We start from the raw sequence: 25,360 nt of genomic DNA, 5'->3' as shown, positions 1-25,360 counted from the left end.
CTTCCTTTACAATGCGCGGGATTTTTCCGATTTCAGGCCGTCCCCGCCTTTCTGACTAGAGGTTCTCCCATGATCATCAAACCGCGCGTGCGTGGCTTCATTTGCGTGACGACTCATCCGGTCGGCTGCGAAGCCAACGTCAAGGAACAGATCGATTACGTGACTTCGCACGGCCCGATCGCCAACGGCCCGAAAAAGGTGCTCGTGATCGGCGCGTCGACCGGCTACGGCCTCGCCGCCCGGATCTCGGCCGCATTCGGCTCGGGCGCGGACACGCTCGGCGTGTTCTTCGAGCGCGCCGGCAGCGAAACGAAGCCCGGCACGGCCGGCTGGTACAACAGCGCCGCGTTCGAGAAATTCGCCGCCGAAAAGGGGCTGTATGCGCGCAGCATCAACGGCGACGCATTCTCCGACGAGGTCAAGCAGGTCACGATCGACACCATCAAGCAGGATCTCGGCAAGGTCGACCTGGTCGTCTACAGCCTCGCCGCGCCGCGCCGCACGCACCCGAAGACGGGCGAAACCATCAGCTCGACGCTCAAGCCGGTCGGCAAGGCCGTCACGTTCCGCGGGCTCGACACCGACAAGGAAGTGATCCGCGAAGTGTCGCTCGAGCCGGCGACGCAGGAAGAGATCGACGGCACCGTCGCGGTGATGGGCGGCGAGGACTGGCAGATGTGGATCGACGCGCTGGCCGACGCCGGCGTGCTGGCCGACGGCGCGAAGACCACCGCGTTCACGTACCTCGGCGAGCAGATCACGCACGACATCTACTGGAACGGCTCGATCGGCGAAGCGAAGAAGGATCTCGACAAGAAGGTGCTGTCGATCCGCGACAAGCTGGCCGCGCACGGCGGCGATGCGCGCGTGTCGGTGCTGAAGGCCGTCGTCACGCAGGCCAGCTCGGCGATCCCGATGATGCCGCTGTACCTGTCGCTGCTGTTCAAGGTGATGAAGGAAACGGGCACGCACGAAGGCTGCATCGAGCAGGTGTACGGGCTCCTGAAGGACAGCCTGTACGGCGCGACGCCGCACGTCGACGCAGAAGGCCGCCTGCGCGCGGACTACAAGGAGCTCGATCCGCAGGTGCAGGCGAAGGTCGTCGCGATGTGGGACAAGGTGACGAACGAGAACCTGTACGAGATGACCGACTTCGCGGGCTACAAGACCGAGTTCCTGCGCCTGTTCGGCTTCGAGATCGCCGGCGTCGACTATGACGCGGACGTGAACCCGGACGTGAAGATCCCGGGCATCATCGACACGACGGTCTGACGGGTCGATCCGCCGCCGCCGCGCTCTCGGCGCGGGGTGGCGGATTCGCACGACCGGCGCCGTCAACGCGGCGCCGGTTCTTCCAGATAGACGCCCGACGACAGCGTGGCCTTCACCTGCCGCGTGAACTCGTCGGTCGACACTTCCTCCGCTCCCGCTTCGATGGCGTCGTATGCCTGGCGCACGACGTCGGCCGGCGTCGCTTTCGGCACGTCGAGGCCGGCCGTCAGGTCGGTATCGATGAAGCCGGCATGCAGCCCGATCACCCGCGTGCGCTGCTCGCGCAGCGAATGGCGCAGCCCGTTGGTCAGCGCCCATGCGGCCGATTTCGATACGCCGTAGGCCGACAGGATCGGCCGGTTCGTCCAGCTCGCGACCGACAGGATGTTCAGGATCGCGCCGCCGCCGTGGGCCGCGAGCGTTCCCGCGAATGCGCGCGACATCGCCAGCATCCCGAACACGTTGGTCTCCAGGTGTGCGCGCAATGCATCGACCGCGCCGTCGTCGGTCAGGCTGCCGAGCCGCGCGATGCCGGCGTTGTTGATCAGCAGCGTGACGTCCCGCGCCGCCTCGGCGGCCGCCGCGACCGCCGCCGGATCGGTCACGTCGAGCTTCACGGGCACGACGCCCGGCAGCGTCACGCTGGCCGGATCGCGTGCGCCCGCGTAGACCTTGCGCGCACCCCGCTCGAGCGCCTGCTTCGCGAACTCGAGGCCAAGCCCGCGGTTCGCGCCCGTGATGAAAACGACTGCACCTTCGATCTTCATGACCCTTCCTTTCGGAGATTGAATCCCGTGCGCGCCGGTTCGCCACACGCCCGGAATCCGGTGAAAAACCACGCTGCCATCGCGTACCGAACCGTTGCACCGCCGGTGCCGCCAGCCGGGCCGTCCCGCCGCCCGCGCCTCGCCGCACCCTGGACGCCGACCGACTTCGATCCATGCTGCGCCGGGTTGCTTCGCTTCGTCCGCGAAGTCGGCTACACTTGAATCTCAATGTCGATCACCATCGTCTTTGCGCAGCATGGTGCCAGTGCGAGGTCGGCACGTCAATGGTGATCACCATTGTGTTTTTCAATCGACGCAATTGCGGGAAAGAGGGAGGGATCGATGGGCGTCTCGAGACAACAGGCCGCGGAAAACCGCAACGCGATCGTCGCGGCCGCCGAGCGGCTGTTTCGCGTGCGCGGCGTCGAGGCCGTCGGGCTGACGGAACTGATGAAGGAAGCCGGCTTCACGCAGGGCGGCTTCTACAACCATTTCAAATCGAAAAATGCGCTGGTCGCCGCGGTGATGGAGAAAGCCATGCAGGACCGCGCGGATTCGCCGAGTGCCGGCAGCGTCGCGAAGCAAGTGACAGCCTACCTGTCGACCGCGCATCGCGACAACGTCGAAGGCGGCTGCCCGCTGTCGGGGTTCGCGGGCGATGCGCCGCGGCTGACCGACGCGGCGCGCGCCTGCTACACGCGCGGCGTCGCCGGCTATCTCGACCGGCTGGAGCGGACGTTGGCCGCCGAAGGCTCGGCAGACGCGCGCCGCGACGCGCTCGCCGTCTTCAGCCAGATGATCGGCGCGCTCGTGCTGTCGCGCGCGATTGCCGGCACCGATCCGGCGCTGGCCGACGAGATTCTCGACGCGGGGCGGCGCACGCTCGTGGGGCAGCCGGACGATCCGACCGTGCCGGCGTAGCGGCATGGCGGGGCCGGTCGCGCGCGATCGTCATTGCCGTCATTCCCGCTATTCCACCACCCGCGCGGCGTCCCACAGCGGCTGCGCGCCGCGCGCCGCATTCCACGCGGCGAACTGCGTGCGCCAGGATTCGAACGGTTGCGCGAGCGGATGACGCGGATCGTCGCTGAGCGCATACGCCATTCCTTCGATCAGCCAGCGCGGCTTCGTCACGACCGCGACGTTGCCGAGCACTTCCGCCTGCCGGTGATGGATCAGCTCGTGCGCGAGAAAGTAGGTCTGCCAGCCGCGCGGTGCGATCGCCACGCCGAAATCGCCGAGCGCCAGAGCTGCGCGCGAGCCGAGGCCGAACGCATCGGCGCACGCGCGCGTCGAGCAGAACACGACGCGCGGCGAAGCCCGGAACGCGCCGACGGCCGCGGCCGCGCGCGCGTAGCCGTCGCGATAGAGCTGCCGTGCGTCGTCGAGCTTCGCGGCATCGTCCGTGCAGATGTCGGCGCTCGGGCACGACACGCCGGGAATCAGCGCGGGCGCGACGACGCGCAGCGGCTTGACGAGCGCATACGCGGCAATCGGCAGCGCGACCAGCAGGCCCGTGAGGGCGAAAGCGACATGGGAGCGTTTCATCGAGGCAGCGGTTTGACGGATGCCGTTACGCGAGCTGCTTGTGGAAATACGTCGTCGCGCACAGCGCGCCGTCGGGCATCAGCGCGTAGTTCGGCACGATGCCGACGCGCTGCCAGCCGGCCCGCTCGTACAGCCGTTCGGCGTCGCCGCCCGTCACCGTGTCGAGCACGAGCACGGTCTTGCCGGCGTCGCGCGCGGCCGCTTCGGCCGCGGCCATCAGGCGCGCGGCGACGCCCTGCCGGCGCGCGTGCCGCGACACGAGCATCTTCGCGATATCCGCGCGATGCGGCTGGTTCTCTGGCTGCGCGGTCACGACCTGCACGGTGCCGACGATCCGCCCGGCCCCGTCCTCGGCGACGAGCAGGATGCGCTCGTCGTTCGCGACGCCTTCGGCCACGCGCGTCCAGAACGCGACGGCGGTCGCCCGCTCGATCGGCAGCATGAAGCTGACGGATGCGCCGCCTTCGACGCAATCGATCAGCACGTCGGCCAGCGCATCGACACAGGCGATCGTTTCGCTCGTGCCGACGCGGCGGACGGTAACAGGTTCGGTCATGCCATCTCCGGTAATCAGGTAGTCAGGTGGGCCGCACGCGCGGGTTCGGCATGGGGCGGGATCGGAACGAACGCCGGCCGGGTGTCGAGGCGCCCACCACGGCGGCCCGCGACAGACGCCCGGCAACGCCGTGCCCGGTCGGCGCGCGTTACCGCCCCATCATCGTACGCGACGAAAATTGTCGTTGCACCGGCGTCGACATCGCCTACACTTAGCCGAATGGATAACCTTCCCCTCCACATCAGCGACGTGTTCCATGCGCTCGCCGATCCGACGCGCTGCGCGATCGTCAGCGCGCTCGGCCATGGCGAGCGGACCGTCTCCGCGCTGGCCGCGCCGTTCGACATGGCGCTGCCGTCGTTCATGAAGCATGTCGCCGTGCTCGAGCGCAGCGGCCTCGTGGAGACCCGGAAAACCGGCCGCTCGCGCACCTGCGCGCTGGTCGGCAGCCGGCTGACCGAGGCCGAGGCATGGCTCGCCGCGCAGCGCGCGCAGTGGGAAGCGCGATCCGATCGTCTCGTCGAATTCGTCGAACGCCGTCACCAGGAGGAGCAAGATGTCAGCCAGCCACGTCGACCCCGCTGAAGCCCACGATCTCGTCATCACGCGCACGCTGCGCGCACCACGCCACGCGCTGTGGCGCGCATGGACCGACCCGGAACTGCTGAAGGAATGGTGGTGCCCGAAACCATGGACCACCGAGGTGCGCGCATTCGACCTGCGGCCGGGCGGCGCTTTCCATACGTTCATGCGCGGCCCCGACGGCGGCACGAGCGACAACCCCGGCTGCTTCCTCGACATCGTGCCGGAATCGCACATCGCGTTCACGTCGATGCTCGCGGGCGGCTGGCGGCCGCAGACGCCGTGGCTGGGCTTCACGGCGATCGTCACGATGGCCGACGACGACGCGGGCAGCCGCTACGAGGCGCGCGTGATGCATCCCGACGCCGCGACGCGCGAGCGCCACGAAGCGCTCGGCTTTTTCGAGGGCTGGAACACCTGCATCACGCAGCTCGACGCGTTCGCCGCCACCCTGCGCTGAACGCCGCTGCGCGTGCGGTCATTGCATGCCGCCGCGCTCGCGCCTAGGATTCCTGAAGGAAGCATGACGACACGCCGGGCGCCGGCGTGCACCGTCTCGCACGCTTCGCGGGAGGCGACATGTTGCACACGCACACGCATTCGACCCGGGTCAGCCGGCACCTGAACGCGCCGCGCGGGCGGGTCTACCGCGCGCTGCTCGACCCGCACGCGGTCGAGCAATGGAAAGTGCCCGACGGCATGACGTGCCGCGTGCATGCGTACGACACGCGCGAAGGCGGCGCGCTGCGCGTGTCGCTGAGCTACGACGCGCCGTCGGGCGGCGCCGGCAAGACGACCGCGCACACCGACACCTATCACGGCCGCTTCGTCACGCTCGTGCCCGACGAGCGGATCGTCGAGATCGATGTATTCGAAACCGACGACCCGATGCTGCGCGGCGCGATGACGATCACGATCACGCTGTCCGACGAGGCGGGCGGCACGCGCGTGGACGCGGTGCACGACGGCGTCCCGCCCGGCGTGCCGGCCGCCGACAACGAGACCGGCTGGCAGATGGCGCTGGCGCGGCTCGCGGCGCTGGTGGAAGCCGGTTGACGCCGCGCATGCGCGTCAGCCGAGCCGGTACGCGCGCGTGACCGTGCCGCGAAACAGCGCGTCGCGCTCGTCCGCGCCGGCCTGCGCGGTCAGGCGCTTGAACGCGTTCCAGCCGTTCACGAACGAATACGAGCCCTTGTCGACCGGGAAATTGCCCTCGAACATGCAGCGCCCGGGACCGAACGCGTCGATGCAGGTCATCATCCACGGCTTCCACGCGTCGGCGAGCTGCGTCGACGACGGCGGCTTCGCGCCTTTCTCGAAATCGAACCCGTTGATGCGCATCCCGAGGCCGCCGACCTTCACGTACACGTTCGGCAATTGCGCGAGCGTGCGCATCGACGCCGACCAGCGCGCGAACACCTCCGGTCGCTTGTCCGCATAGCTGCCGATCCGCACGACGCCGCCGCAATGATTGACGATGATCCGCGTGTCGGGGTTCGCTTTCGCGAGTTCGAACAATTCGGGCAACTGCGGGAAGAACAGCCACGCGTCGTACGACAGCCCGAGCGGCGCGAGCTGCGCGACGCCGGCCCGGTACGCGGAATCGAGCAGCATCCCGCGCGGCACCGCCGACAGCGGATTGGCGAGCGTCGGATCGGCATCCCACGTGCTCAGGTGCCGCACGCCGCGAAACCGTCCGCGCCCGGCTTCGACATGCGCTTCCAGCACGTCGCGCACGCGTTCGCCGAGCCGCAGGTCCGCGTGACCGACGATGCCCTTCGCGACGGCCACCGGGCCGTGCTGCAGCGGCTCGGTCACGCCGGCGACATAGGCCGTCTCGCCCACCGGCTTCAGTTCGGCCGGGCCCGAATCGTGATAACGCGTCTGCGCCTGCATGTAGACGGACGCCTGGATGTTGTGACCCGAGCGCGCGTCCTGCAGATAGTCGTCGAGCAGGTAGATCCAGCCCGGCCGTTCATAGAAGTGATGATGCGCATCGATGATCGGCAGGTCGGGCTCGAGCGCGGGTTCGAGCGCCGACGCGAGCCAGTCGGGACGAACCGCGAGGTAGTTGCTTTGCGTCATGCGTGAAGCTCCATCATGGGCCGCCGTGTCGGCAAACGCAGGCAGCGCGAACGATGCGGCGGCCGCGCCGATCAACCGGCGCCGCGTGATCGAAAAAGTCATGTCATTCGCTCCGGTCGAATGCATACAGCGACAGCGTGAGCAGCGTCGTGATCGCCAGCACGATCGCGAGGCCGAGCATCCCGGCCGTGAAGGTGCCGAAGCTGTCCTTCAGGTAGCCGACGAGATAGGGGCCCGCGAAGCCACCGAGCGCGCCGATCGAATTGATCAGCGCCAGCCCGCCGGCCGCGGCCTGGCCGGACAGGAAGCGCGACGGCAGCGTGTAGAAGATCGTGCGGCCGGCAATCGTGCCGATCAGCGCGAGCGTGATGCCGACGAGCGCCGGCCCGAGCGTCAGGAAATGCGTCGACACGCCGAGCGCCACCGCGCCGATGAACAAGCCGATCGCCAGGTTCGCGATCGGGCCGCCGCGACGGTCCACCCGCTTCGCCCACCACAGCAGCGCGATCGTGGCGAAGAAGTAAGGCACGGCGGACAGCCAGCCGGTCTGCATCGTCGACATCCCGTGCGCCTTCAGCATTTGCGGCAACCAGATGCCGATCCCGTACGAACCCATCGTGAAGCCGAACGAGATCAGCGCGAGCACGTACACGCGCACGTCGCGCAGCGCGACGCCGAAGCGCTTCTTGCGGCCGGCCGCCGCGCCGTCGCGCTCGAACGCGCGCTGCAGCGCGGCACGTTCGTCGTCCGACAGCCACGCGGCATTCGCCGGCGAATCGGACAGCAGCTTCAGCACAAGGAAACCAAGTGCGCACGCGGGCAGCCCTTCGACGATGAACATCCACTTCCAGCCGGCGAGCCCGAGCGTGCCGTCGAGCTGCAGCAGCCACGTCGACAGCGGGCCGCCGATCAGCGACGACAGCGGCGTCGACACGGTGAACCACGCGAGCACGCGCGTGCGGTAGCTCGCCGGAAACCACACGGCGAGGAAGAAGATCACGCCGGGAAAGAATCCGGCCTCGCCGATGCCGAGCAGCAGCCGGATTGCGTAGAAACTCGTCGGCCCGGTCGCGAGCGCGGTCGCGGCCGCCATCAGCCCCCACGTGATCATGATGCGGGCGAGCCAGCGGCGTGCGCCGAAGCGGTACAGCGCGAGATTGCTCGGCACTTCGAACACGCAGTAGCCGGCAAACATGATCCCCGCGCCCCAGCCGAACTGCGTCGCCGTCAGCCCGAGATCGCGGTTCATCGTGAGCGCGGCGAACCCGACGCTCGTGCGATCCAGATAGTTAAAGAAGTACGCGAGCGCGAGCAGCGGGATGAAGCGCCACGCGGCCTTGCGCACCGCGCGTTGCTCGATCGACGCGTCGGTGTCGCGATCGGCGGCCAGCGCCGGGGAAGCGGATGTCATGGTTGTCTCCGTGGATGCGGCGATCCTCTGCCGCGCGGCGCGCGGCCGGGACGCCTTTGTTCGTTCGATGAATCGCGGCTGCGCTACGCGCTCGCCACTTCGTTCGCCGACGGCGCACCGCCCGGTCCGTCGCCGTGCGCGGCGACGTCCGCGCCGTACCGCCCCGCGACGACGCCGGCATCGATCAGCGCACGCGCGTCGTCCGGCGTGTAGCCGAGCTCGCCGAGCAGCGCGCACGTGTCCTGGCCGAGCGCAGGCGGCGCCGAGCGCAGCCGCAGGCGTTCGCCCGCGAGCGTCAGCGGCAGCAGCGCGGTGCGCGTGTCGATCGGCCGCCCGGCGCTGCTCGCGTCGGCTGGCAGCGTCACGGCTTCGAGGCCGCCCGTGGCGAGCAGATGCGGATCGTCGAACAGGTCCTGCGGCTTCGTGATCGGCGCATACGGCAGGCCGGTCGATTCGAAGATCGCGCCGATCTCCGCGGCCGAGTACGGCGCGAGCCGCGAACGTAGTTCCGGCAACAGCCATTCGCGCGCCTGCACACGCAGGTTGTTGGTCGCGAGGCGCGGGTCGTCCTTCAGCGCGGCGAGGCCGAACGCATCGCAGAACAGCGCCCACTGCGTATCCGACACGACCGCGAGAAAAATCTGTTCGTCATCCTTGACGGAGAACACGTCGTAGACGGCCCACGCGGAAATCCGGCTCGGCATCGGCGATGCGGCCTGCCCCGTCACCGCGAACTGCATCATGTGCTGCGCGACGAGAAACACGTTGTTCTCGAACAGCGAACTCTGCACCTGCTGGCCGCGGCCCGTGCGCTCGCGCTGCGCGAGCGCGGCCATCGCGCCGATCGCGCCGAACATGCCGCCCATGATGTCGTTCACGCTCGCGCCCGCACGCAGCGGCCGCCCTTCGGGGCCCGTCATGTACGCGAGGCCGCCCATCATCTGCACGACCTCGTCGAGCGCGGTGCGATGCTCGTACGGCCCCGGCAGGAAGCCCTTGTGCGACACGTACACGAGCCGCGGATTCAGCGCGTCCAGCTGCGGGTAGCCGAGCCCGAGCCGGTCCATCGTGCCGCTCTTGAAGTTCTCGCTGAAGACGTCCGCCGTCGCGACGAGCCGCCGCACGATCTCCAGCCCGCGCGGATCCTTCACGTCGACCGCGACGCTCTTCTTGTTGCGGTTGAACATCCCGAAGAAGCCCGCGCCGGACCCGCGCAGCGCCCGCGTGCTGTCGCCCGCGATCGGCTCGATCTTGATCACTTCCGCGCCGAGATCCGCGAGCAGCATCCCGCACGTCGGGCCCATCACCATGTGCGTCATCTCGATCACGCGCACGCCTGCGTACGGCAGCGCGGCAACCGGTTGCCGATCGTTCATCGTGCGACTCCCGTCATGCATCCTTCCGGTTGCGCCGCCGAGGGCACGCGGCCATCCGCATAGCGAAAGCCCTTCGGCAGCCCGGCGTCCGGCACGTGGCCGTACAGCGCGTCGGACGGCAGCGCCGCATGCAGGATCGCGCGCGCGGCGAGCAGCGCGTCGACGTCGACGCCGGTGTCGACTCCCATCGCTTCGAGCAGGAACACGAGATCCTCGGTGACGATGTTGCCGGTGGCGCCCGGCGCATACGGGCAGCCGCCCAGGCCGCCTTGGCTCGCGTCGATCGTCGTCACGCCCACGTCGAGCGCCGCGACGACGTTCGCGAGCCCCTGCCCGCGCGTGTTGTGGAAATGCGCGCCGCCGGCCCTGTCGCCGACTTCGCGTTGCAGCCGCGTGAACAGCCGGCGCACCTGCGCGGGATTCGCATAACCGCTGGTGTCGGACAGGCCGATTTCGTCGACGCCGCATTCGGCCATCGCGACGGCCATCGCGATCGTCTCGTCGTCGGAGACCGCGCCGGCAATCGTGCAACCGAACGCCACCGACACGCCGGCCTCGATCTGCACCGACGGAAACCGCGCGTCGCGCAGCGCGACGATCGCGCGCACCTCGTCGATCATCTGCGCGGGCGTCTTGCGGATGTTGGCCAGCGAATGCGCTTGCGTCACCGAGACCGGCAGCGTCAGCTTGTGCACGCCCGCGTCGAACGCACCCTCGGCGCCGCGCAGGTTCGGCGCGAGCGCGGCGACGTGCAGCCCGGGAATCGCGAGCGCGTGCGCGACGACTTCGCGCACGTCGGCCATCTGCGGCAACAGCGTGGCCGGCACAAACGACCCGACCTCGATCTCGCGCAGGCCGGCCGCGGCCAGCGCGGTGATCCAGCGCAGCTTGGCGGCCGTCGGCATCACGGTCTTGATGCTCTGCAGCCCGTCGCGCGGGCCGACCTCGCTGACCAGCACCTTCGAGTTTTCTGAAACCTTCATTCGATACCCCATCGTTCTATCTGAAAGAACATAGTTCTGTTTGACAGAACTTTAAGCGTGTGTCGAATGGGCGATAAGCGGGGTATACCCGCGGAATCGCGCTTTTCTGGAACTTGAGTTCTGTCAGATAGAACGATATAGTCCGCCGACCATCATTCGAAGGAATCAGGCCGTGCCCAGGAATCCAGCAGATCACGCCGGCGACGCAGCCGATCCGGCGACGGAAGAGGCGTCCAGCGGCGTCGCGGTGCTCGACCGCGCGTTCGCGATCCTCCGTGCGTTCGGCCAGACCGACGACCGGCTGTCGCTCGCCGAGTTGTCGCGCCGCACCGGGCTGTACAAGAGCACGATCCTGCGTCTGCTCGCCGCGCTCGAACATGGCGGTTTCATGCGCAAACTCGACGACGGCCAGTACGCGATCGGGCACGAGCCGCAGCGGCTCGCCGCGCTGTACCAGCGTTCGTTCCGCGTCGGCCCGGTGGTCGAGCCGCTGCTCGAGACGCTGAGCCGCGAACTCGGGGAAACGGCATCGTTCTATGTGCGCCAGGGCGACGTGCGCTCCGTGCTGTATCGCGTCGAGCCCGCGCGGGCGGTACGCGTGTCGATCCGCGTCGGCGAGGAGTTTCCGGTCGGCCAGGGCGCATCCGGGAAGGTGCTGCTGGCCTTCACCGACACGCAGGACGCCCGCTGGAACGACGTGCGCGAACAGCTGTGGGCCGCGTCGTACGGCGAGCGCGACCCGGAAACGGCGTCGGCTTCCGTGCCCGTGTTCGGCGCGGCCGGCGAATGCGTCGGTGCGCTAACGGTATCAGGCCCGAAGTCGCGGCTCGCCGCCGCGCCGGCGATGACGGCGGCGCTCGCGATGCTGCTGCCGCTCGCGCAAAAGGCGACCGTCGCACTCGGCGGCGCGGGCGCGCGCTACGACGCGCCGGCCGTGCGCGACAGTCTCGCGCGGCTCGCATCGTCGGCGGACGACGCCGCCCGGTCGTAGGGAGCCGGTTGCGCGCGGCACGCGATACGGCAGCGCGAAAGACGGCCGCATGCGACACTGGCCGCCGATGCGCGCAGCGCGCCGTTCTCAGGCGACGCACCATGCGTGCAACCGACCACCGGACCCGCCCGAGGAGACCCCCGCGATGAACGCCGCGCGCACCGCCAGCTGGTATTTCGATTTCGTTTCGCCGTTCGCCTACCTGCAACAGGAACAGTTCGACCGGTTGCCGCCCGCCGCCGCGTTCGAGCCGCGGCCGATCGTGCTCGGCGCGCTGCTCGCGCACTGGGGCCAGAAAGCGCCGGCGGAAATCGCGGCCAAGCGCGTGTTCACCTATCGGCATGCGCAATACCGGGCGGATAAGCTGGGCATTGCGTTCCGGATGCCGCCCGCGCACCCGTTCAACCCGATCAAGCCGCTGCGTCTCGCGATCGCGATGGGCAGCTCGCGCGACGCGATCCGGCGGATCTTCCGGCATATCTGGCGCGACGGCCAGGACGTGTCGACGCCCGCAGGCTTCGCCGCGCTGTGCGAAGCGGTCGGCTTTCCGGAAGGCGTGACGGCCGTCGAGGCTCAGCCGGTCAAGGACGCGCTGCGCGCGAACACGGATCGCGCGATCGCCGAGAACGTGTTCGGCGTGCCGACCTTCGCGCTCGACGGCGACCTGTTCTGGGGCGAGGACGCGACCGACATGTTCGTCGACTGCGCGACGTCGCGCGCGTGGCTCGATTCGCCCGAAGTGCGCCGCATCAGCGCGCTGCCCGAAGGGATCCGGCGCGGCTGACGGCGAGCCGCCGCCACCGCGCCGCCCGCTTCAGCCGTCGCGCCCTTCGACGAGCGCCGGCACCGCCTCCCGCATCATCGCGGCGAACCGCACGAGCCGCGACGGATAGAACTGCGCATGCGGATAAGTCAGGTAGACGGGCAGCGCCGCGGCCTGCCATTCGGGCGCGAGGTGCACGAGATCGCCGCGCGCGAGATCGTCGGCCAGCATCCACGACGATCCGACGCACGCGCCGACGCCCAGCAGCGCCGCGCTGCGCAACGCATACAAGTTCGCGGTCGTGATGCGCGGGCGGATCGGAATGCGTCGCGTGTCTCCGGTGGTCGCATGCGTCAGCGCGAGTTCGGTGCGGTAGTACGTGCGCAACGCGAGCCACGGCAGCGCGGCGAGCGCGTCCGGATCGGCCGGCACGTCGGCGCCGCTCAGCACGGACGGCGCGGCGACCACGAAGCGCGGCACCTTCGTCAGCCGGATCGCGACCACGCCCGGATCGGTCGGTTCGCCGACCTGGATCGCGCAATCGATGCCGCTGCCGACGAAATCGCGCACCTCGTCCTGCAGCAGCCACTCGACCGACACGCGCGGGTAGTCGCGCAGGAACTGCGCGAGCGGCGCAACGAAACGCTGCTGGCCGAACGCGTGCGGCACCGCGACGCGCAGCAGCCCGTCCGGCTCCTCCTGCGCGCCGCGCAAATCCGCCTCGAACGCCGCCCAGCTCGCCAGCAGCTCCTTCGCCTGCTTGAAGCACCGCTCGCCGTCGACGGTCAGCCGCATCGTATGGGTCGTGCGTTGCAGCAGCCGCATGCCGAGCGAATTTTCCAGCGCCTGCAGCCGCCGGCTGATGGTCGGCTGCGTCGTGTGCAACTGCACGGCGGCCGCCGACAGGCTGCCGGCCTCGACTATGCGCACGAAGGTTTCCATCAGCTCGAAACGATAGCCAGCGCCGTCCACCGGCACCGCCTGAATGCGCCGAGACCCGCCAGCAGCGGGAGAGGGAGAGGATTTTTCGGTCATTCGTCGAGCGTATAACAAATCTGCGCCGGGTGGCACTACCGTCGCCGGCCGCGTACCGCCACACTCGCGTCCATCCCATTCTTCAACCCAGGATGTACGCGATGTCCACCCCGACCCGTCTCGACGCCGCGCCCCGCGCGGCGCACGCTCCGGCCCGTCCGGCCGCCCATTCGATGCCCGATCGCCGGCTCGTGCTGCTGCTCGCGGCCGCCGCCGGCCTCGGCGTCGCCCCGCTCTACTACGCGCAGCCGATGCTCGGCGCGCTCGCGCCCGATCTCGGCGCGTCGGCGCGGGCGATCGGCTTCGTGCCGACGCTCACGCAGCTCGGCTATGCGCTCGGCATCCTGCTGCTCGCGCCGCTCGGCGACCGCTTCGACCGGCGCCGCGTGATCGTGATCAAGGCCGCGGCGCTGGTCACCGCGTTGCTGCTGGCCGCCGTCGCGCCGTCGCTCGGGCTGCTGCTCGCGGCGAGCTTCGCGATCGGCCTCGCCGCGACGATGGCGCAGGACGTCGTGCCGGCCGCCGCGACGCTCGCGCACGACATGCATCGCGGCCGCATCGTCGGCACGGTGATGACGGGGCTGCTGCTCGGCATCCTGCTGTCGCGCGTCGTGGCCGGATTCGTCGCCGAGACGGCCGGCTGGCGCGCGATGTTCGCGCTCGCCGCCGCCAGCGTCGCCGCGATCGGCGCCGTGGCCGCACGCGGGTTGCCGCGCTTCGAGCCGACCACGCGGCTGCCGTATCGCGCGCTGATCGGCTCGCTCGGCGCGCTGTGGCGCGAGCATTTGGCACTGCGCCGCGCCGCCCTCGCGCAGGGGCTGCTGGCCGTCGGGTTCAGCGCGTTCTGGTCGACCCTCGCGGTGATGCTGCACGGCGCGCCGTTCCACCTCGGTAGCGCGGCCGCCGGCGCCTTCGGCCTCGCGGGCGCCGCCGGCGCGCTGGCCGCGCCGATCGCCGGGCGCCTGGCCGACCATCACGGCCCCGAGCGCGTGACGCGGATCGGGATCGGCATCGCAACGGTGTCGTTCGCGTCGATGGCCGCCGCGCCGCTGATGTCGCCGCATGCGCAGCTCGTGCTGCTCGCGGTCGCGACGATCGGCTTCGATCTCGGCGTGCAGGCCACGCTGATCGCGCACCAGTCGATCGTCTACCGGATCGATCCCGCGTCGCGCAGCCGCCTCAATGCGGTGCTGTTCGTCGGCATGTTCATCGGGATGGCGGCCGGCGCCGCGATCGGCAGTTTGTTGCTCGCGCAACTGGGCTGGAACGCGGTGACCGCGCTGGCCGTCGTGACGTCGCTGGCCGCGCTCGCCGTGCGGGTGTGGCGCAACTGAAGTCGGGCATCGCGTAACATCGGCGGGCAGGCCCACGGGGCTTGCCCGCTTTTTTTTAATTTTTGATCGGCGCGCGCATGACGCTGCGCCGCCCGGCAGATTCGCGCGGCTGTAACGCCGCAATCGTTCATCCGGCGCAAGGTCCGCGCCGACTGACCGAATTGTCCAGTTCACCCAAATATTTTTCCGGCGTCCGTGCACGCGCGCACGCAAACGTCGGACGATTCGTCCCTGCCGCACCACCCGGCGCGCTCCCATCCGGCCCCTCCACCGAACCCCGTTTTATCAGGGGAATCCCGGTATTTTTTCGCATTTTCTTCGAAATAACGGGTGACATACTTGCCCCCCGTTGCGCTCCGTGCGAGCGCGCTTTCCGATCCAGCCGGCCGCCTGTCATGCGCTGCGCGTCCGCCCGGGTCGCACAGGACATGAACAATTTCGACACGACGATCCAGGTCTTCCTCACTCACATGACGTTCGGTCCGTTGATGAATCACGCGATCCGCGTGATCGCGGGCCTCTACACGTTCAAGGGCTTCGTGCTCGTTCCGGTGCTGTGCTGGCTGTGGTTCCAGCCGGGCCCGAACCGCGAGCGGCAACGCGAGCTGGTCGTCGCCACTATCGCGAGCGGGCTCATCGCGCTCGCCGTCGGCCGCGTGCTCGCGCAAGTGCTGCCGTTCCGCGTGCGGCCGATCTACAACCCCGACCTGCACCTGCACTTCCCGTCGGCCGGGTTGCGCGCGGCGACGCTGCAGACCTGGAGTTCGTTTCCGAGCGATCACGCGATGCTGTGGATGGCGATCGCAACCGGCATCTTCATCATCGCGCGCCGCGTCGGCATCGTCGCGCTGCTGTATTCGGTCGTGTTCATCTGCCTGCCGCGCGCGTATCTCGGCTTTCACTATCCGACCGACCTGATCGCGGGCGCCGCGATCGGCATCGCGATCGCATGGCTGCTGACGCGCGACGCGATCCGCGCGCGCTTCGCCCCGCAGGTGCTGGAGATGATCCGGCGCTTCCCCGCGCCGGCCTATACGCTCGCGTTCCTGCTGTGCTTCGAGTTGATCACGCAGTTCGACGAACTGCTGACGCTCGCGCAGTCGGCCACGCGCACGATGTGACGGGCAGACGCGCGATGCTGCCGCTGCTGATGTCGTTCCGTCGCCCCGGCGCGCGCTGCCGGCCATGCGCGGCCGCGGCACGCCGTGCGACGGCCGCGCCCGTCAGTCGCAATCGGGCGCGCCGAGCGGAAAGAACGAACGATACGGCCGCGCCTCCTCGACCGCGCGCGCAAACGACGGCCGCACGAGCAGACGCTTGCGGTACGCGATCACGTTCGCGAACGCCGGATCGATCCGGTGCGTCCAGTCCGCATAGAACAGGAACGGCGCCGCGCCGCAATCGGCGAGGCTGAAACGGTCGCCGGCCGCCCATTCGCGATCGGCCATCGTCTTGTCGAGCCACGCATACGACGTGTCGAGCATCGCGCGCGCGTCGGCCACCCCGCGCGCATCGCGCTCGGCTTCCGGCCGCAGCGCATCGAACACGACCTTCTGCTGCGGCGTCGCCACGTAGTTGTCGAAGAAGCGGTCCATCGTCCGCACCTCGAGCGCGGCGTGCGGATCGTCGGGCAGCAGGCGCATGGGGCCCGGATGGTTCAGGCCGAGATACTCGATGATGATCGACGCCTCGATCACCGTGCGGCCCGCATCGACGAGCACCGGGAAGCGCTTCAACGGCCACAGCCTGGTCAGTTCCTGCATCGGCTTCGGATCGTCGTGCGCGAGCACGCGATACTCGAACGGCGTGCCGTTCTCGTACAGCGCGGTCAGCACTTTCTGGCAGTAGGACGAAAACGGATGGGCGTAAAGCGTCGGCATCATCGTGGAGGCTCCTGGGGTTTCGGCGCCGCGTCAGGCGGCGCCGCATGATCGGATACCTTGACGACGCTCGGCGCCCCGCCGTTTCGACATCGGCCCGATATTTTTTCGACGGACCGCCTGGGCCGCTACGAGCGACCGTCCATCACGACGCGCCCTTCGGCGCGCCAGCGCAGCATCCCGCCGCCGAGATTCGCGACCGCGTCGAAGCCGGCCTTCTTCAGGATCACCGTCGCCTGCGCGGAACGGCCGCCGGCCCGGCACACGGTCACGACCGGACGGTCGCGCGCGACTTCGCCGGTGCGCGCGGCCAGTTCGCCGAGCGGGATCGGCGTCGCGCCCGGCAGATGGCCGAGCGGGCCCGCGAACTCGTCCGGTTCGCGCACGTCGACGACCTGCACGGCCGGCAGATGATCCTCGAGCCATTGCGGATCGATTTCCCAGAAGCCGGCGAACGTGTAGACGAGCGGCGCCCAGTCGGCGGCCGCCTGCGCATCGGGCGCGTTCGCGGCGACGCCGCACTGCAGGTTCGCCGGCACCGCGACGTCGATCTGGCGCGGATGCGCGAGCCCGAGGTTGCGCATGTAGCCGGCGAAATCGTCTTCGCTGAGATCGCCGCCGAGGCGCGGGTTGAAGCGCCGCTCCTCGCCGACGCTCGTCACCGTGAGCCCGCGATAGTCGTGCGCGGGATACAACAGGCACGTGGCCGGCAGCGTGAAGAGCCGGCCGTGCACCGCGCGATACAGCGCGCGCGGGTCGCCCTGCTGGAAGTCGGTGCGGCCGGTGCCGCGGATCAGCAGGCAATCGCCGGTGAACGCCATCGATTCGTCGTCGAGCACGAGGCTGACGCAGCCGCTCGTGTGGCCGGGCGTCGCGCGCACCGTCAGGTAGCGCGCGCCGAACGCGCAGCGCTCGCCGTCGTTCAGGTAGCGGTCGGCGCCTTGCGCGCCGCTCGCGGCCGAGATCGCGATCGCGCTGCCCGTGCGCTGCTTCAGCAGCCACGCGCCCGTCACGTGATCGGCATGCACGTGCGTGTCGACGGTCGCGACGAGCCGCAGCCCGAGTTCGTCGAGCAGCGCAGCGTCGCGGCGCACCTGCTCGAACACGGGATCGATCAGCAGCGCTTCGCGCGATGCGGCGTCGGCGAGCAGATACGTGTACGTCGACGATTGCGGGTCGAAAAGTTGCCGGAAGATCATGGCTCGGTGCTCCGTCGCGTGTTCTTCAGGGGGTGTAGTCGGATCGGGACGCTGCATGGCGTCGTCGGGCGCCGGCGCCGGCATGACGACAGCGCCGCCGTGCGAGCGGCATCGCGCCCATTCATACAGCGTAGAACAAAATGCCCGCGCCGCCGCGCGTCCCCTACGCGGCAACCGATTCCGTCGACGAATCCCGCACCGCGGGACGATTCGCCGCGCCGGGACGGCCGCGCACGCTGCCTTACACTACCGCCTGTTCTCGTCCCCGATCACAGGAATGCCCCCGACATGTCGATGACGATCGATCCGAAGCAGGCCGCCGCGCTGCTGGCCGTCGCCGACACCGGCAGCTTCGAGCAGGCGGCCGTGCGCCTGCACGTGACCGCGTCCGCCGTCACGCAGCGGGTCCGCGCGCTGGAAGCGAGCCTCGGCACGCCGCTCGTGCTGCGCACGCGGCCATGCCGCCCGACGGTGGCCGGGCAGCGCGTGCTGCAGCACCTGCGCCGCGTCGCGCTGCTGCAGGCCGACCTGCAAAGCACGCTCGCGGCCGACCGCGAATCGCCGATTTCCGTGACGATCGCACTCAACTCCGACAGCCTCGGCACATGGTTCCTGCCGGCGCTGACGTCGGTGCTCGCGGGCGAGCGGATCCTGTTCGAACTGATCGTCGAGGATCAGGATCACACGTTCGCGCTGCTCGAAAGCGGGATGGCGGTCGGCTGCGTGACGACCGAGCCGAAGCCGATGCGCGGCTGCATCGCGACGCCGCTCGGCACGATGCGCTACCGGCTGCTCGCGGCCGCCGCGTTCGCGGTGCGCTGGTTTCCGCGCGGGCTGAACCGCACGAGCGCGCGCCACGCGCCCGTCGTCGCGTATTCGCGGCGCGACACGCTCCAATCGTCATTCCTGAAGGAGAAGTTCGGCTTGCCCGAAGGCGCGTACCCGTGCCACTACGTGCCGGGCACGCATTCGCACTTCGCGGCGGTGCGGCACGGGCTCGGCTACGCGATGGTGCCGGAGCCGCTGATCGGCGCCGCGCCGCTCGATGCGCAGGGGCTCGTCGATCTCGCGCCCGCGCATCCGACCGACGTCACGCTGTACTGGCACGCGTGGACCGTGCAGTCGCCGACGATGGCGTCGCTGTCCGCGCGGGTGGTCGAAGCAGCGCGCAGGCTGCTCGCGCCGTTGCCGTAATGCGCCGGCGGGCGCGCGGGTGAGCGACGCTGCCGGCGCGGTACGCACGGCGACGAGAAAGTCGGCCGCGCCGCCTATACTTTTCCCATCGGCCTCGCGAACGCGCCGCGCGGCCGCTCATCCAGGTCCGGCCGTTCCCTTTCATGTGAGGAGAACATCATGTCCCGCCGCTATATCGATTGCCGCGAGTTTCCCAGCGCGACGCATTGCTCGGTCGCAATCTCCGCCGACTCCGACAACGAACTGCTGGAGGCCGCCGTTCAGCATGCGGTCTCGGTGCACCAGCACACCGACAGCGCCGAACTGCGCACGCAACTGAAATCGCTGTTTCACGACGGCACGCCGCCCGCCGACATGCCGCGGCAAGCGTGATCCGCCGGCACGGCAGGGTCGCCGGCAACGCGCCGCGCGCGTCACTCCTCTGCGTCTTGCGTGATGCCACGCCGCGCCGGCCCGTCGCCGGCCGGCGCATTCCGCGTAACGCGTTATGCGCGACGCTGCGCGAAATACGCGCCGACCGCGCCGATAAAGGTGTCGATATCCGCGCGCGACACGTCGCAATGCGTGACGAAGCGCGACGCATACAGCATCTGCGTGAGGATCCCGCGTTCCTTCAGCCACGCCTCGAGCGGCGCGCAATCGGCTTCGGGGAATTGCGCGAACACCATGTTCGTCGCATGCGACAGCACCTTCACCGAATCGATGCGGGCGAGGCCGGCCGCGAGATGCGCGGCATTCGCGTGATCGTCCGCGAGCCGCTCGACGTTGTGATCGAGCGCATACAGGCACGCCGCCGCGAGAATGCCCGACTGCCGCATCCCGCCGCCCAGCACCTTGCGCCAGCGCTGCGCGCGCTCGACCAGCGCACGGCTGCCGACCAGCACCGAGCCGACCGGCGCACCGAGCCCTTTCGAGAAGCAGATCGACACGGTGTCGAACGGCGCACACAGCTCGGCGATCGGGCGCCCCGACGCGACGGCCGCGTTGCACACGCGCGCGCCGTCGAGGTGCGTGGAGAGCCCGCGGCTGCGCGCGAACGCGACGGCTTCCTGCACATAGCCTTCCGGCAACACCTGGCCGCCGATCGTGTTTTCGAGCGCGAGCAGGCGCGTGCGGGCAAAGTGATTGTCGAGCGGCTTGATCGCCGCGGCGATCTTCGCGAGCGGCAGCGTGCCGTCCGGCGCGTTCTCGATCGGTTGCGGCTGAATGCTGCCGAGCACGGCCGCGCCGCCGCCTTCGTACTTGTAGGTGTGCGCGAGCTGGCCGACGATGTACTCGTCGCCGCGCTCGCAATGCGACATCAGCGCGGCGAGGTTGCTCTGCGTGCCGCTCGGGAAGAACAGGCCGGCTTCCTTGCCGGCCCGCTCGGCCGTCACCGCCTGCAGGCGCAGGACGGTCGGGTCGTCACCCCAGACGTCGTCGCCGGTTTCGGCGGCGGTCATGGCGGCCAGCATCGCCTGGCTCGGACGTGTCACGGTATCGCTGCGTAAATCGATCATCGCTGTGCCCTGAGTAAACGCGAGCCGGAACCGATGCGCCCGGCCCTGCCGAAACGAGACTGAGAGTGTACGCAATTCGCGCGGCGCCTGCCGGCCGTCGCCGCGCACCGCGATGCCGCACGCGCGACGTCGTTCCGATGACGCGACGCGCCATATTGCCGCACGTGCGGCAGGCCGCCACGCCGCGGCCGCATGCGCCGCGAACGGCCTTCTTGATACGAATCAACGATTTATCGCGAAACAACGCACGACGGGCTGGACATCTGCGACGAGTTGGCGCATTTCGCGGTGCAACATCGCAGCCCATACTCCAGCCAACCCCGACGCCCGTCCGCCGGGGGCCGCCGGCACCCGCCGGCGGGTATCGTCAGCCTCGGTCATCTGGTATGGACACCGCACTTTCGGCCCTCGATCTGGCCCGCCTGCAATTCGCGTTCACCGTCTCCTTTCACATCGTCTTCCCTGCGCTGAGCATCGGCCTCGCCAGCTTCATCGCCGTGCTCGAATATCGCTGGCTGAAGACCGGCAAGCAGTATTACAAAACCCTCTGCCTGTTCTGGTCGAAGATCTTCGCGGTCGCGTTCGGGATGGGCGTCGTGTCCGGCGTCGTGATGAGCTATCAGTTCGGCACCAACTGGTCGGGCTTCTCGAGCTTCGCCGGCGCCGTCACCGGCCCGCTGCTGATGTACGAGGTCATGACCGCGTTCTTCCTCGAAGCCGGCTTCCTCGGCATCATGCTGTTCGGCTGGAACCGCGTGAGCCCGCGCGCGCACTTCGGCGCGACGCTGATGGTCGCGATCGGCACGCTGATCTCGACGTTCTGGATCCTCGCGTCGAACAGCTGGATGCAGACGCCGCAGGGCTTCGAGATCGTCGACGGCCGCGTCGTGCCGACCGACTGGTTCGCGATCATCTTCAACCCGTCGTTCCCGTACCGCCTGTTCCACATGGCGATCGCCGCGTTCATCGTCGCCGCGCTGGTGGTGGCCGCGACGGGCGCGTGGCACCTGCTGAAGGGCCGCCGCGACAAGGGCGTGAAGAAGATGTTCTCGATGGCGCTGTGGCTGCTGCTGGTGCTCGCGCCGCTGCAGGCCGTGATCGGCGACCAGCACGGCATCAACACGCTGAAGCACCAGCCCGCGAAGATCGCCGCGATCGAAGGGCTGTGGGAAACCGAAAAGGGCGGCACCGCGCTCAACCTGTTCGGCATTCCGGACATGAAGGCGGAAACGACCCGCTACGCGGTGAAGGTGCCGCACCTCGGCAGCCTGATCCTCACGCACAGCTGGGACGGCGAGATCCGCGGGCTGAAGGCCTTCCCGCCGGAAGACCGGCCGAATTCGACGGTCGTGTTCTGGAGCTTCCGGATCATGGTCGGCCTCGGCTTCGCGATGATCGGCCTCGCCGCGCTCGCCTGGCTGCTGCGCCGCCGCGGCCGCCTGTATGAATCGAAGTGGTTCCAGCGCTTCGCGCTCGTGATGGGCCCGACCGGTTTCGTGTCGCTGCTCGCGGGCTGGGTGACGACCGAAGCCGGCCGCCAGCCGTGGGTCGTGTATGGCGTGATGCGCACCGCGCAGGCCGTGTCGCCGCTGTCGGTGCAGCAGGTCAGCCTGTCGATGATGACGTTCGTGATCGTGTACTTCCTCGTGTTCGGCACCGGCGTGTACTACATGCTGAAGCTGATGAAGGCCGGCCCCGCGCTGCCCGACGTCAAGCACGACGACAAACCCGATACGCGCCCCGATCACACCGCGCGCCGCCCGATGTCGGCCGTCGACGAGCTGATCGAGACCGTCTGAGCCCACCCCATTCGCAAACGAGAAAACCTATGGACGTCACCGTAATCTGGGCCGCGATCATCGCATTGGGGCTTTTCATGTACGTCGTGCTCGACGGCTTCGACCTCGGCATCGGCATCGTCTTCCCGTTCTTCCCGGACGAGCAGGAACGCGACCTGATGATGAACACGGTCGCGCCCGTGTGGGACGGCAACGAGACGTGGCTCGTGCTCGGCGGCGCCGGGCTGTTCGCGGTGTTCCCGGTCGTCTATTCGACCGTGCTGTCGGCGCTGTACCTGCCGCTGATCTTCATGCTGGTGTGCCTGATCTTCCGCGGCATGTCGTTCGAGATCCGCGCGAAGGCGCGGCGCACGAAGCAGCTGTGGGATCTCGCGTTCATCGGCGGCTCGGCCGGCGCGACGCTGTTCCAGGGGATCGCGCTCGGCGCGTTCCTGCAGGGCATCGACGTGAAGGACGGCGTGTACGCCGGCGGCGCGTTCGACTGGCTCACGCCGTTCAGCCTGCTGACGGGCCTCGGCCTGATCGCGACCTACGCGCTGCTCGGCTGCTGCTGGCTCGTCGCGAAGACCGAAGGTGACCTGCAGCGCCGCCTGCATCGCGTCGTGTGGCCGCTGACCGTCGTGCTGCTCGGCTTCATCGCGGTGATCAGCCTGTGGACGCCGCTGCAGGATCCGGCCATCGCGCAGCGCTGGTTCGATTCGGGGTTGTTCTGGCGCCTGCTGCCGGTGCCGTTCCTGGTGGCCGCGTGCGCGGCGTGGATGCGGCGCGCGGTGCGCGACCGGCACGACATGACGCCGTTCGTGCTCGCGCTGGCGCTGGTGCTGCTCGGCTACGTCGGCCTGCTCGTCACGCTGTTCCCGTATGCGATTCCGCAGACGATGACGATCTGGGAAGCGGCGGCGCCGCGTTCGAGCCAGACCTTCACGCTGGTCGGCGCAGCGGTTATCCTCCCGATCATCATCGCCTACACGACGATGGGCTATTGGGTATTCCGAGGCAAGGTGCGCCATGAAGACCAGCATTACTACCACCACTGATTCCACCGCCGGCCAGCCCGGCGCGCCGCGGCCGCGGATGCGCGGCTGGATGTGGTTCGTCGTTCTGTGGGCGGGCGGCGTGATCGGCGCCGTCACGCTCGGCTATGCGTTCAAGATCTTCATGAACCTGACGCTGTTTGCGGTGAAGTAGGCGGAGCGGCCGCCCGGTCGAACGATGGACCGGGCGGCCGTTTTGTCGTGGATGGCTGCGGCTTCAGCCGGATGCATCAAGCCGAACAACGCATGAATCCGCCATTTGGGCAGAAATCCATACAAATCACATCGCCGATGTGAACGAAATATATAGATTTCTACCGAAATACGAACCACGCGGCTGAATCACCCCACCGCGCACTGCGCGTCTACCCCCGCCCGCGCAACGCCGCTTCGATCTTGCGATCGGTCTTGTACTGGCTCAGCGCATACACCGACCAGATCGCGGCCGGCAGCCAGCCGATGATCGTGAGTTGCAGGAGCAGGCAGATGATCCCGGCGATCGGGCGGCCGATCGTGAAGAACTGGAACCACGGGAGCAGCAGAGCAAGCAAAAGGCGCATGAACGATCCTCTCGGTACGTCGTTGAACGGGTGACACCCGGCCAATATGGCGGGTTGCGCGCCCCGTTTCAAGCCCGGCCACGACGCTCGTCGCGCGAAACCCCGTGCCGATCCGCCTCGCTACGCCGAATCGGCCAGCCACTGCGCGACGCGCGCGACGAGCCGATCTGCTTCGTCGAAGCACTCGACGCCCGCGACCTGCGGCGCACCGCAAATCGTGAACACCGGCTTGCCCCACTGCAACCCGAGCGCGATTTCGGACAGCGTGCCGAGCCCGCCGCCGACCGCGATCAGGCACACCGACGCACGTGCAACCAGCGCATTGCGCGTGATGCCGAGCCCGGTCGGCAGCGCGACGCTCAGGTACGGATTCGCCAGCGCGGCGTCGTCTTCCGGCAACAGCCCGATCGCGCAGCCGCCGGCCGCGTGCGCACCGCGCGCGGCGGCCTCCATCACGCCCTGCTTGCCGCCGCCGACGAGCGCGACGCCCGTCGCCGCCACCGCGTGCGCGATCCGTTCCGCGACGCGCATCTGTTCATCCGTCGCGTCGCGCGGGCCGATCACGCCGACCGGCATCCGGTGCCGGTGCGTGCCGCGTTGCCGTTGCGCGAGTCGCGCGAGCGCGTCGCGCGCCGGTTCGGACCACACGCTTTCAATGACGCCGTTGCCGAACAAGGCCTTCCCCCAGTGCAAGAACGCAGGTACAGATGGCCGTCAGCACGATCGACAGCACGGCCGCCTGCGAGAAATCGGTTTGCCCGTCCGACAGCTTCAAATACATCAGCAGCGGCAGGATGTTGATCTGCGTGCCGGCCAGCGCGAGCGCCGTGCCGTACGTGCCGAGCGCGATCGCAGTCACGAGGCACCACGCGGACGCGACCGACGGCCACAGCTCGCGCCACGCGACGTCGAGCCATGCGCGCCACGGCCGCGCGCCGAGCGTCAGCGCCGCCTCGAGCGGCCGCCGGTCGAGATTCGCGAGCGTCGGGTAGATCATCAGCGCGACGCGCGGGATCAGGTAGTACGCATAGGCGACCGCGAGCCCCGGCATCGTGTAGATCGCGCCGCCGACCACGGTCGGATCGGCGCCCAGCGCGGCCAGCAGCGTGGTCACGAAGCCCGCGCGGCCGAATGCGAGGATGAACCCGTACGCGATCACCAGCCCGGAAAACGCCAGCGGCACGCCGAGCAGCGCGAGCGACCAGTGGCGACGGGCCGGCGACTGTCCGGCGAGCGCGAACGCGACCGGCACGCCGACGGCGACCGACAGCGTGCCGGCGCCCACCGCCAGCGCCAGCGAGCGCGCGATCGCATCGGCGACGAGCGGATCGCGCCACACCGCCGCGAACGCGCGGCCGCCGCCCGCGCATGCCGCATCGACGAGCGCGGCCAGCGGCAGCACGAAGCACACCGCGAGCAATGCGGCCGCGGGCAGCGCGCCGAAACGGCGCAGCACGCCGCGCTCGGGTAAGGAAGCCTGCATCCCGCGCCC

Annotated in this window: 28 protein-coding genes; 14 read left to right on the top strand and 14 right to left on the bottom strand. The window is 69.1% G+C overall.

Going from position 1 to position 25,360, the window contains the following annotated elements; all coding sequences use genetic code 11:
• Positions 1-69: 69 nt before the first annotated feature.
• A complete protein-coding gene (gene fabV / locus KR541_RS21200; RefSeq protein ID WP_050012169.1) occupies positions 70-1,272 on the top strand; it encodes an enoyl-ACP reductase FabV in 1,203 nt (400 codons plus the stop codon).
• 62 nt (positions 1,273-1,334) lie between these two features.
• On the opposite strand, the gene KR541_RS21195 is transcribed toward fabV, so the two are convergent.
• Complete coding sequence (locus KR541_RS21195) at positions 1,335-2,039, bottom strand: SDR family oxidoreductase (protein ID WP_089489858.1); 705 nt, start codon at positions 2,037-2,039, stop codon at positions 1,335-1,337.
• 342 nt (positions 2,040-2,381) lie between these two features.
• On the opposite strand from KR541_RS21195, the gene KR541_RS21190 reads away from it, so the two are divergent.
• Complete coding sequence (locus KR541_RS21190; RefSeq protein ID WP_050012171.1) at positions 2,382-2,960, top strand: TetR/AcrR family transcriptional regulator; 579 nt, start codon at positions 2,382-2,384, stop codon at positions 2,958-2,960.
• 48 nt (positions 2,961-3,008) lie between these two features.
• Here KR541_RS21190 and KR541_RS21185 read toward each other — a convergent pair whose 3' ends face one another.
• Together KR541_RS21185 and KR541_RS21180 are read right to left on the bottom strand one after the other, a co-directional pair.
• Positions 3,009-3,587 (bottom strand): hypothetical protein, encoded by a 579-nt coding sequence (locus KR541_RS21185; protein WP_089489860.1) that lies wholly within the window; start codon positions 3,585-3,587, stop codon positions 3,009-3,011.
• 25 nt (positions 3,588-3,612) lie between these two features.
• Positions 3,613-4,143, bottom strand: a complete 531-nt coding sequence (locus tag KR541_RS21180) for a GNAT family N-acetyltransferase (RefSeq protein ID WP_089489861.1) — start codon at positions 4,141-4,143, stop codon at positions 3,613-3,615.
• Positions 4,144-4,362: 219 nt separating this feature from the next.
• On the opposite strand from KR541_RS21180, the gene KR541_RS21175 reads away from it, so the two are divergent.
• From KR541_RS21175 to KR541_RS21165, 3 genes are all read left to right on the top strand, one after another.
• The gene (locus tag KR541_RS21175) at positions 4,363-4,728 is read left to right on the top strand and encodes an ArsR/SmtB family transcription factor (RefSeq protein WP_124555265.1); all 366 of its coding nucleotides are present in this window, start codon (positions 4,363-4,365) and stop codon (positions 4,726-4,728) included.
• On the top strand, positions 4,700-5,185 hold the full coding sequence (locus KR541_RS21170; RefSeq protein ID WP_124555264.1) for an SRPBCC family protein: 486 nt from the start codon (positions 4,700-4,702) through the stop codon (positions 5,183-5,185). The genes KR541_RS21175 and KR541_RS21170 overlap by 29 nt, the downstream gene beginning before the upstream one ends.
• A gap of 119 nt (positions 5,186-5,304) precedes the next feature.
• The gene (locus KR541_RS21165) at positions 5,305-5,781 is read left to right on the top strand and encodes an SRPBCC family protein (protein WP_050012440.1); all 477 of its coding nucleotides are present in this window, start codon (positions 5,305-5,307) and stop codon (positions 5,779-5,781) included.
• 15 nt (positions 5,782-5,796) lie between these two features.
• Here KR541_RS21165 and KR541_RS21160 read toward each other — a convergent pair whose 3' ends face one another.
• From KR541_RS21160 to KR541_RS21145, 4 genes are all read right to left on the bottom strand, one after another.
• A complete protein-coding gene (locus KR541_RS21160) occupies positions 5,797-6,912 on the bottom strand; it encodes an amidohydrolase family protein (RefSeq protein ID WP_176016283.1) in 1,116 nt (371 codons plus the stop codon).
• Between the two features lies 1 nt (position 6,913).
• Complete coding sequence (locus tag KR541_RS21155) at positions 6,914-8,221, bottom strand: MFS transporter (protein ID WP_050012177.1); 1,308 nt, start codon at positions 8,219-8,221, stop codon at positions 6,914-6,916.
• A gap of 83 nt (positions 8,222-8,304) precedes the next feature.
• Positions 8,305-9,597, bottom strand: coding sequence for a CaiB/BaiF CoA transferase family protein (locus KR541_RS21150; RefSeq protein WP_089489864.1), 1,293 nt, complete (start codon positions 9,595-9,597; stop codon positions 8,305-8,307).
• Positions 9,594-10,580 (bottom strand): hydroxymethylglutaryl-CoA lyase, encoded by a 987-nt coding sequence (locus KR541_RS21145; protein ID WP_050012179.1) that lies wholly within the window; start codon positions 10,578-10,580, stop codon positions 9,594-9,596. Before KR541_RS21145 ends, KR541_RS21150 begins: the two co-directional genes overlap by 4 nt.
• Before the next feature lie 172 nt (positions 10,581-10,752).
• On the opposite strand from KR541_RS21145, the gene KR541_RS21140 reads away from it, so the two are divergent.
• Both KR541_RS21140 and KR541_RS21135 read left to right on the top strand, forming a co-directional pair.
• Complete coding sequence (locus KR541_RS21140; RefSeq protein WP_050012180.1) at positions 10,753-11,571, top strand: IclR family transcriptional regulator; 819 nt, start codon at positions 10,753-10,755, stop codon at positions 11,569-11,571.
• A 145-nt stretch (positions 11,572-11,716) separates the two neighbouring features.
• Positions 11,717-12,355, top strand: coding sequence for a 2-hydroxychromene-2-carboxylate isomerase (locus tag KR541_RS21135; RefSeq protein ID WP_089489866.1), 639 nt, complete (start codon positions 11,717-11,719; stop codon positions 12,353-12,355).
• 30 nt (positions 12,356-12,385) lie between these two features.
• On the opposite strand, the gene KR541_RS21130 is transcribed toward KR541_RS21135, so the two are convergent.
• The gene (locus KR541_RS21130) at positions 12,386-13,369 is read right to left on the bottom strand and encodes a LysR family transcriptional regulator (RefSeq protein WP_080334160.1); all 984 of its coding nucleotides are present in this window, start codon (positions 13,367-13,369) and stop codon (positions 12,386-12,388) included.
• Between the two features lie 101 nt (positions 13,370-13,470).
• Between KR541_RS21130 and KR541_RS21125 the strand changes: the two genes are divergently transcribed.
• Both KR541_RS21125 and KR541_RS21120 read left to right on the top strand, forming a co-directional pair.
• A complete protein-coding gene (locus tag KR541_RS21125) occupies positions 13,471-14,703 on the top strand; it encodes an MFS transporter (RefSeq protein WP_216089766.1) in 1,233 nt (410 codons plus the stop codon).
• Positions 14,704-15,131: 428 nt separating this feature from the next.
• Entirely contained in the window at positions 15,132-15,824 is a 693-nt protein-coding gene (locus KR541_RS21120) for a phosphatase PAP2 family protein (protein ID WP_089490018.1), read from the top strand.
• Between the two features lie 102 nt (positions 15,825-15,926).
• On the opposite strand, the gene KR541_RS21115 is transcribed toward KR541_RS21120, so the two are convergent.
• Complete coding sequence (locus tag KR541_RS21115) at positions 15,927-16,586, bottom strand: glutathione S-transferase family protein (RefSeq protein ID WP_124631326.1); 660 nt, start codon at positions 16,584-16,586, stop codon at positions 15,927-15,929.
• 125 nt (positions 16,587-16,711) lie between these two features.
• On the bottom strand, positions 16,712-17,782 hold the full coding sequence (locus KR541_RS21110; RefSeq protein WP_050012186.1) for a rhodanese-like domain-containing protein: 1,071 nt from the start codon (positions 17,780-17,782) through the stop codon (positions 16,712-16,714).
• Positions 17,783-18,070: 288 nt separating this feature from the next.
• On the opposite strand from KR541_RS21110, the gene KR541_RS21105 reads away from it, so the two are divergent.
• Both KR541_RS21105 and KR541_RS21100 read left to right on the top strand, forming a co-directional pair.
• Complete coding sequence (locus KR541_RS21105; protein ID WP_050012187.1) at positions 18,071-18,976, top strand: HTH-type transcriptional regulator ArgP; 906 nt, start codon at positions 18,071-18,073, stop codon at positions 18,974-18,976.
• A 159-nt stretch (positions 18,977-19,135) separates the two neighbouring features.
• The gene (locus KR541_RS21100; protein ID WP_034205979.1) at positions 19,136-19,348 is read left to right on the top strand and encodes a DUF1059 domain-containing protein; all 213 of its coding nucleotides are present in this window, start codon (positions 19,136-19,138) and stop codon (positions 19,346-19,348) included.
• A gap of 113 nt (positions 19,349-19,461) precedes the next feature.
• Here KR541_RS21100 and ltaE read toward each other — a convergent pair whose 3' ends face one another.
• The gene (ltaE, locus tag KR541_RS21095; protein WP_050012188.1) at positions 19,462-20,475 is read right to left on the bottom strand and encodes a low-specificity L-threonine aldolase; all 1,014 of its coding nucleotides are present in this window, start codon (positions 20,473-20,475) and stop codon (positions 19,462-19,464) included.
• Between the two features lie 386 nt (positions 20,476-20,861).
• Between ltaE and KR541_RS21090 the strand changes: the two genes are divergently transcribed.
• From KR541_RS21090 to KR541_RS21080, 3 genes are read left to right on the top strand one after another with little or no spacing between them, the layout of a single operon-like run.
• A complete protein-coding gene (locus KR541_RS21090) occupies positions 20,862-22,274 on the top strand; it encodes a cytochrome ubiquinol oxidase subunit I (protein WP_089489867.1) in 1,413 nt (470 codons plus the stop codon).
• Between the two features lie 29 nt (positions 22,275-22,303).
• Positions 22,304-23,311, top strand: a complete 1,008-nt coding sequence (cydB, locus tag KR541_RS21085; protein WP_216089765.1) for a cytochrome d ubiquinol oxidase subunit II — start codon at positions 22,304-22,306, stop codon at positions 23,309-23,311.
• On the top strand, positions 23,283-23,462 hold the full coding sequence (locus KR541_RS21080) for a hypothetical protein (RefSeq protein ID WP_050012191.1): 180 nt from the start codon (positions 23,283-23,285) through the stop codon (positions 23,460-23,462). The genes cydB and KR541_RS21080 overlap by 29 nt, the downstream gene beginning before the upstream one ends.
• 211 nt (positions 23,463-23,673) lie before the next feature.
• Here the strand turns inward: KR541_RS21080 and KR541_RS21075 are convergent, their stop codons facing one another.
• The 3 genes from KR541_RS21075 to KR541_RS21065 form a co-directional block, all read right to left on the bottom strand.
• Entirely contained in the window at positions 23,674-23,868 is a 195-nt protein-coding gene (locus tag KR541_RS21075; RefSeq protein WP_034206306.1) for a YqaE/Pmp3 family membrane protein, read from the bottom strand.
• Between the two features lie 120 nt (positions 23,869-23,988).
• Complete coding sequence (locus KR541_RS21070) at positions 23,989-24,444, bottom strand: TIGR00725 family protein (protein WP_089490019.1); 456 nt, start codon at positions 24,442-24,444, stop codon at positions 23,989-23,991.
• 76 nt (positions 24,445-24,520) lie between these two features.
• A complete protein-coding gene (locus KR541_RS21065) occupies positions 24,521-25,351 on the bottom strand; it encodes an ABC transporter permease (protein WP_050012193.1) in 831 nt (276 codons plus the stop codon).
• Positions 25,352-25,360 lie beyond the last annotated feature (9 nt).

This window comes from Burkholderia sola, from assembly GCF_905400185.1.
Taxonomy (GTDB): domain Bacteria; phylum Pseudomonadota; class Gammaproteobacteria; order Burkholderiales; family Burkholderiaceae; genus Burkholderia; species Burkholderia sola.
Note: the sequence above shows the minus strand (reverse complement) of the source record. Positions and strands in the feature narration are given on the sequence as shown.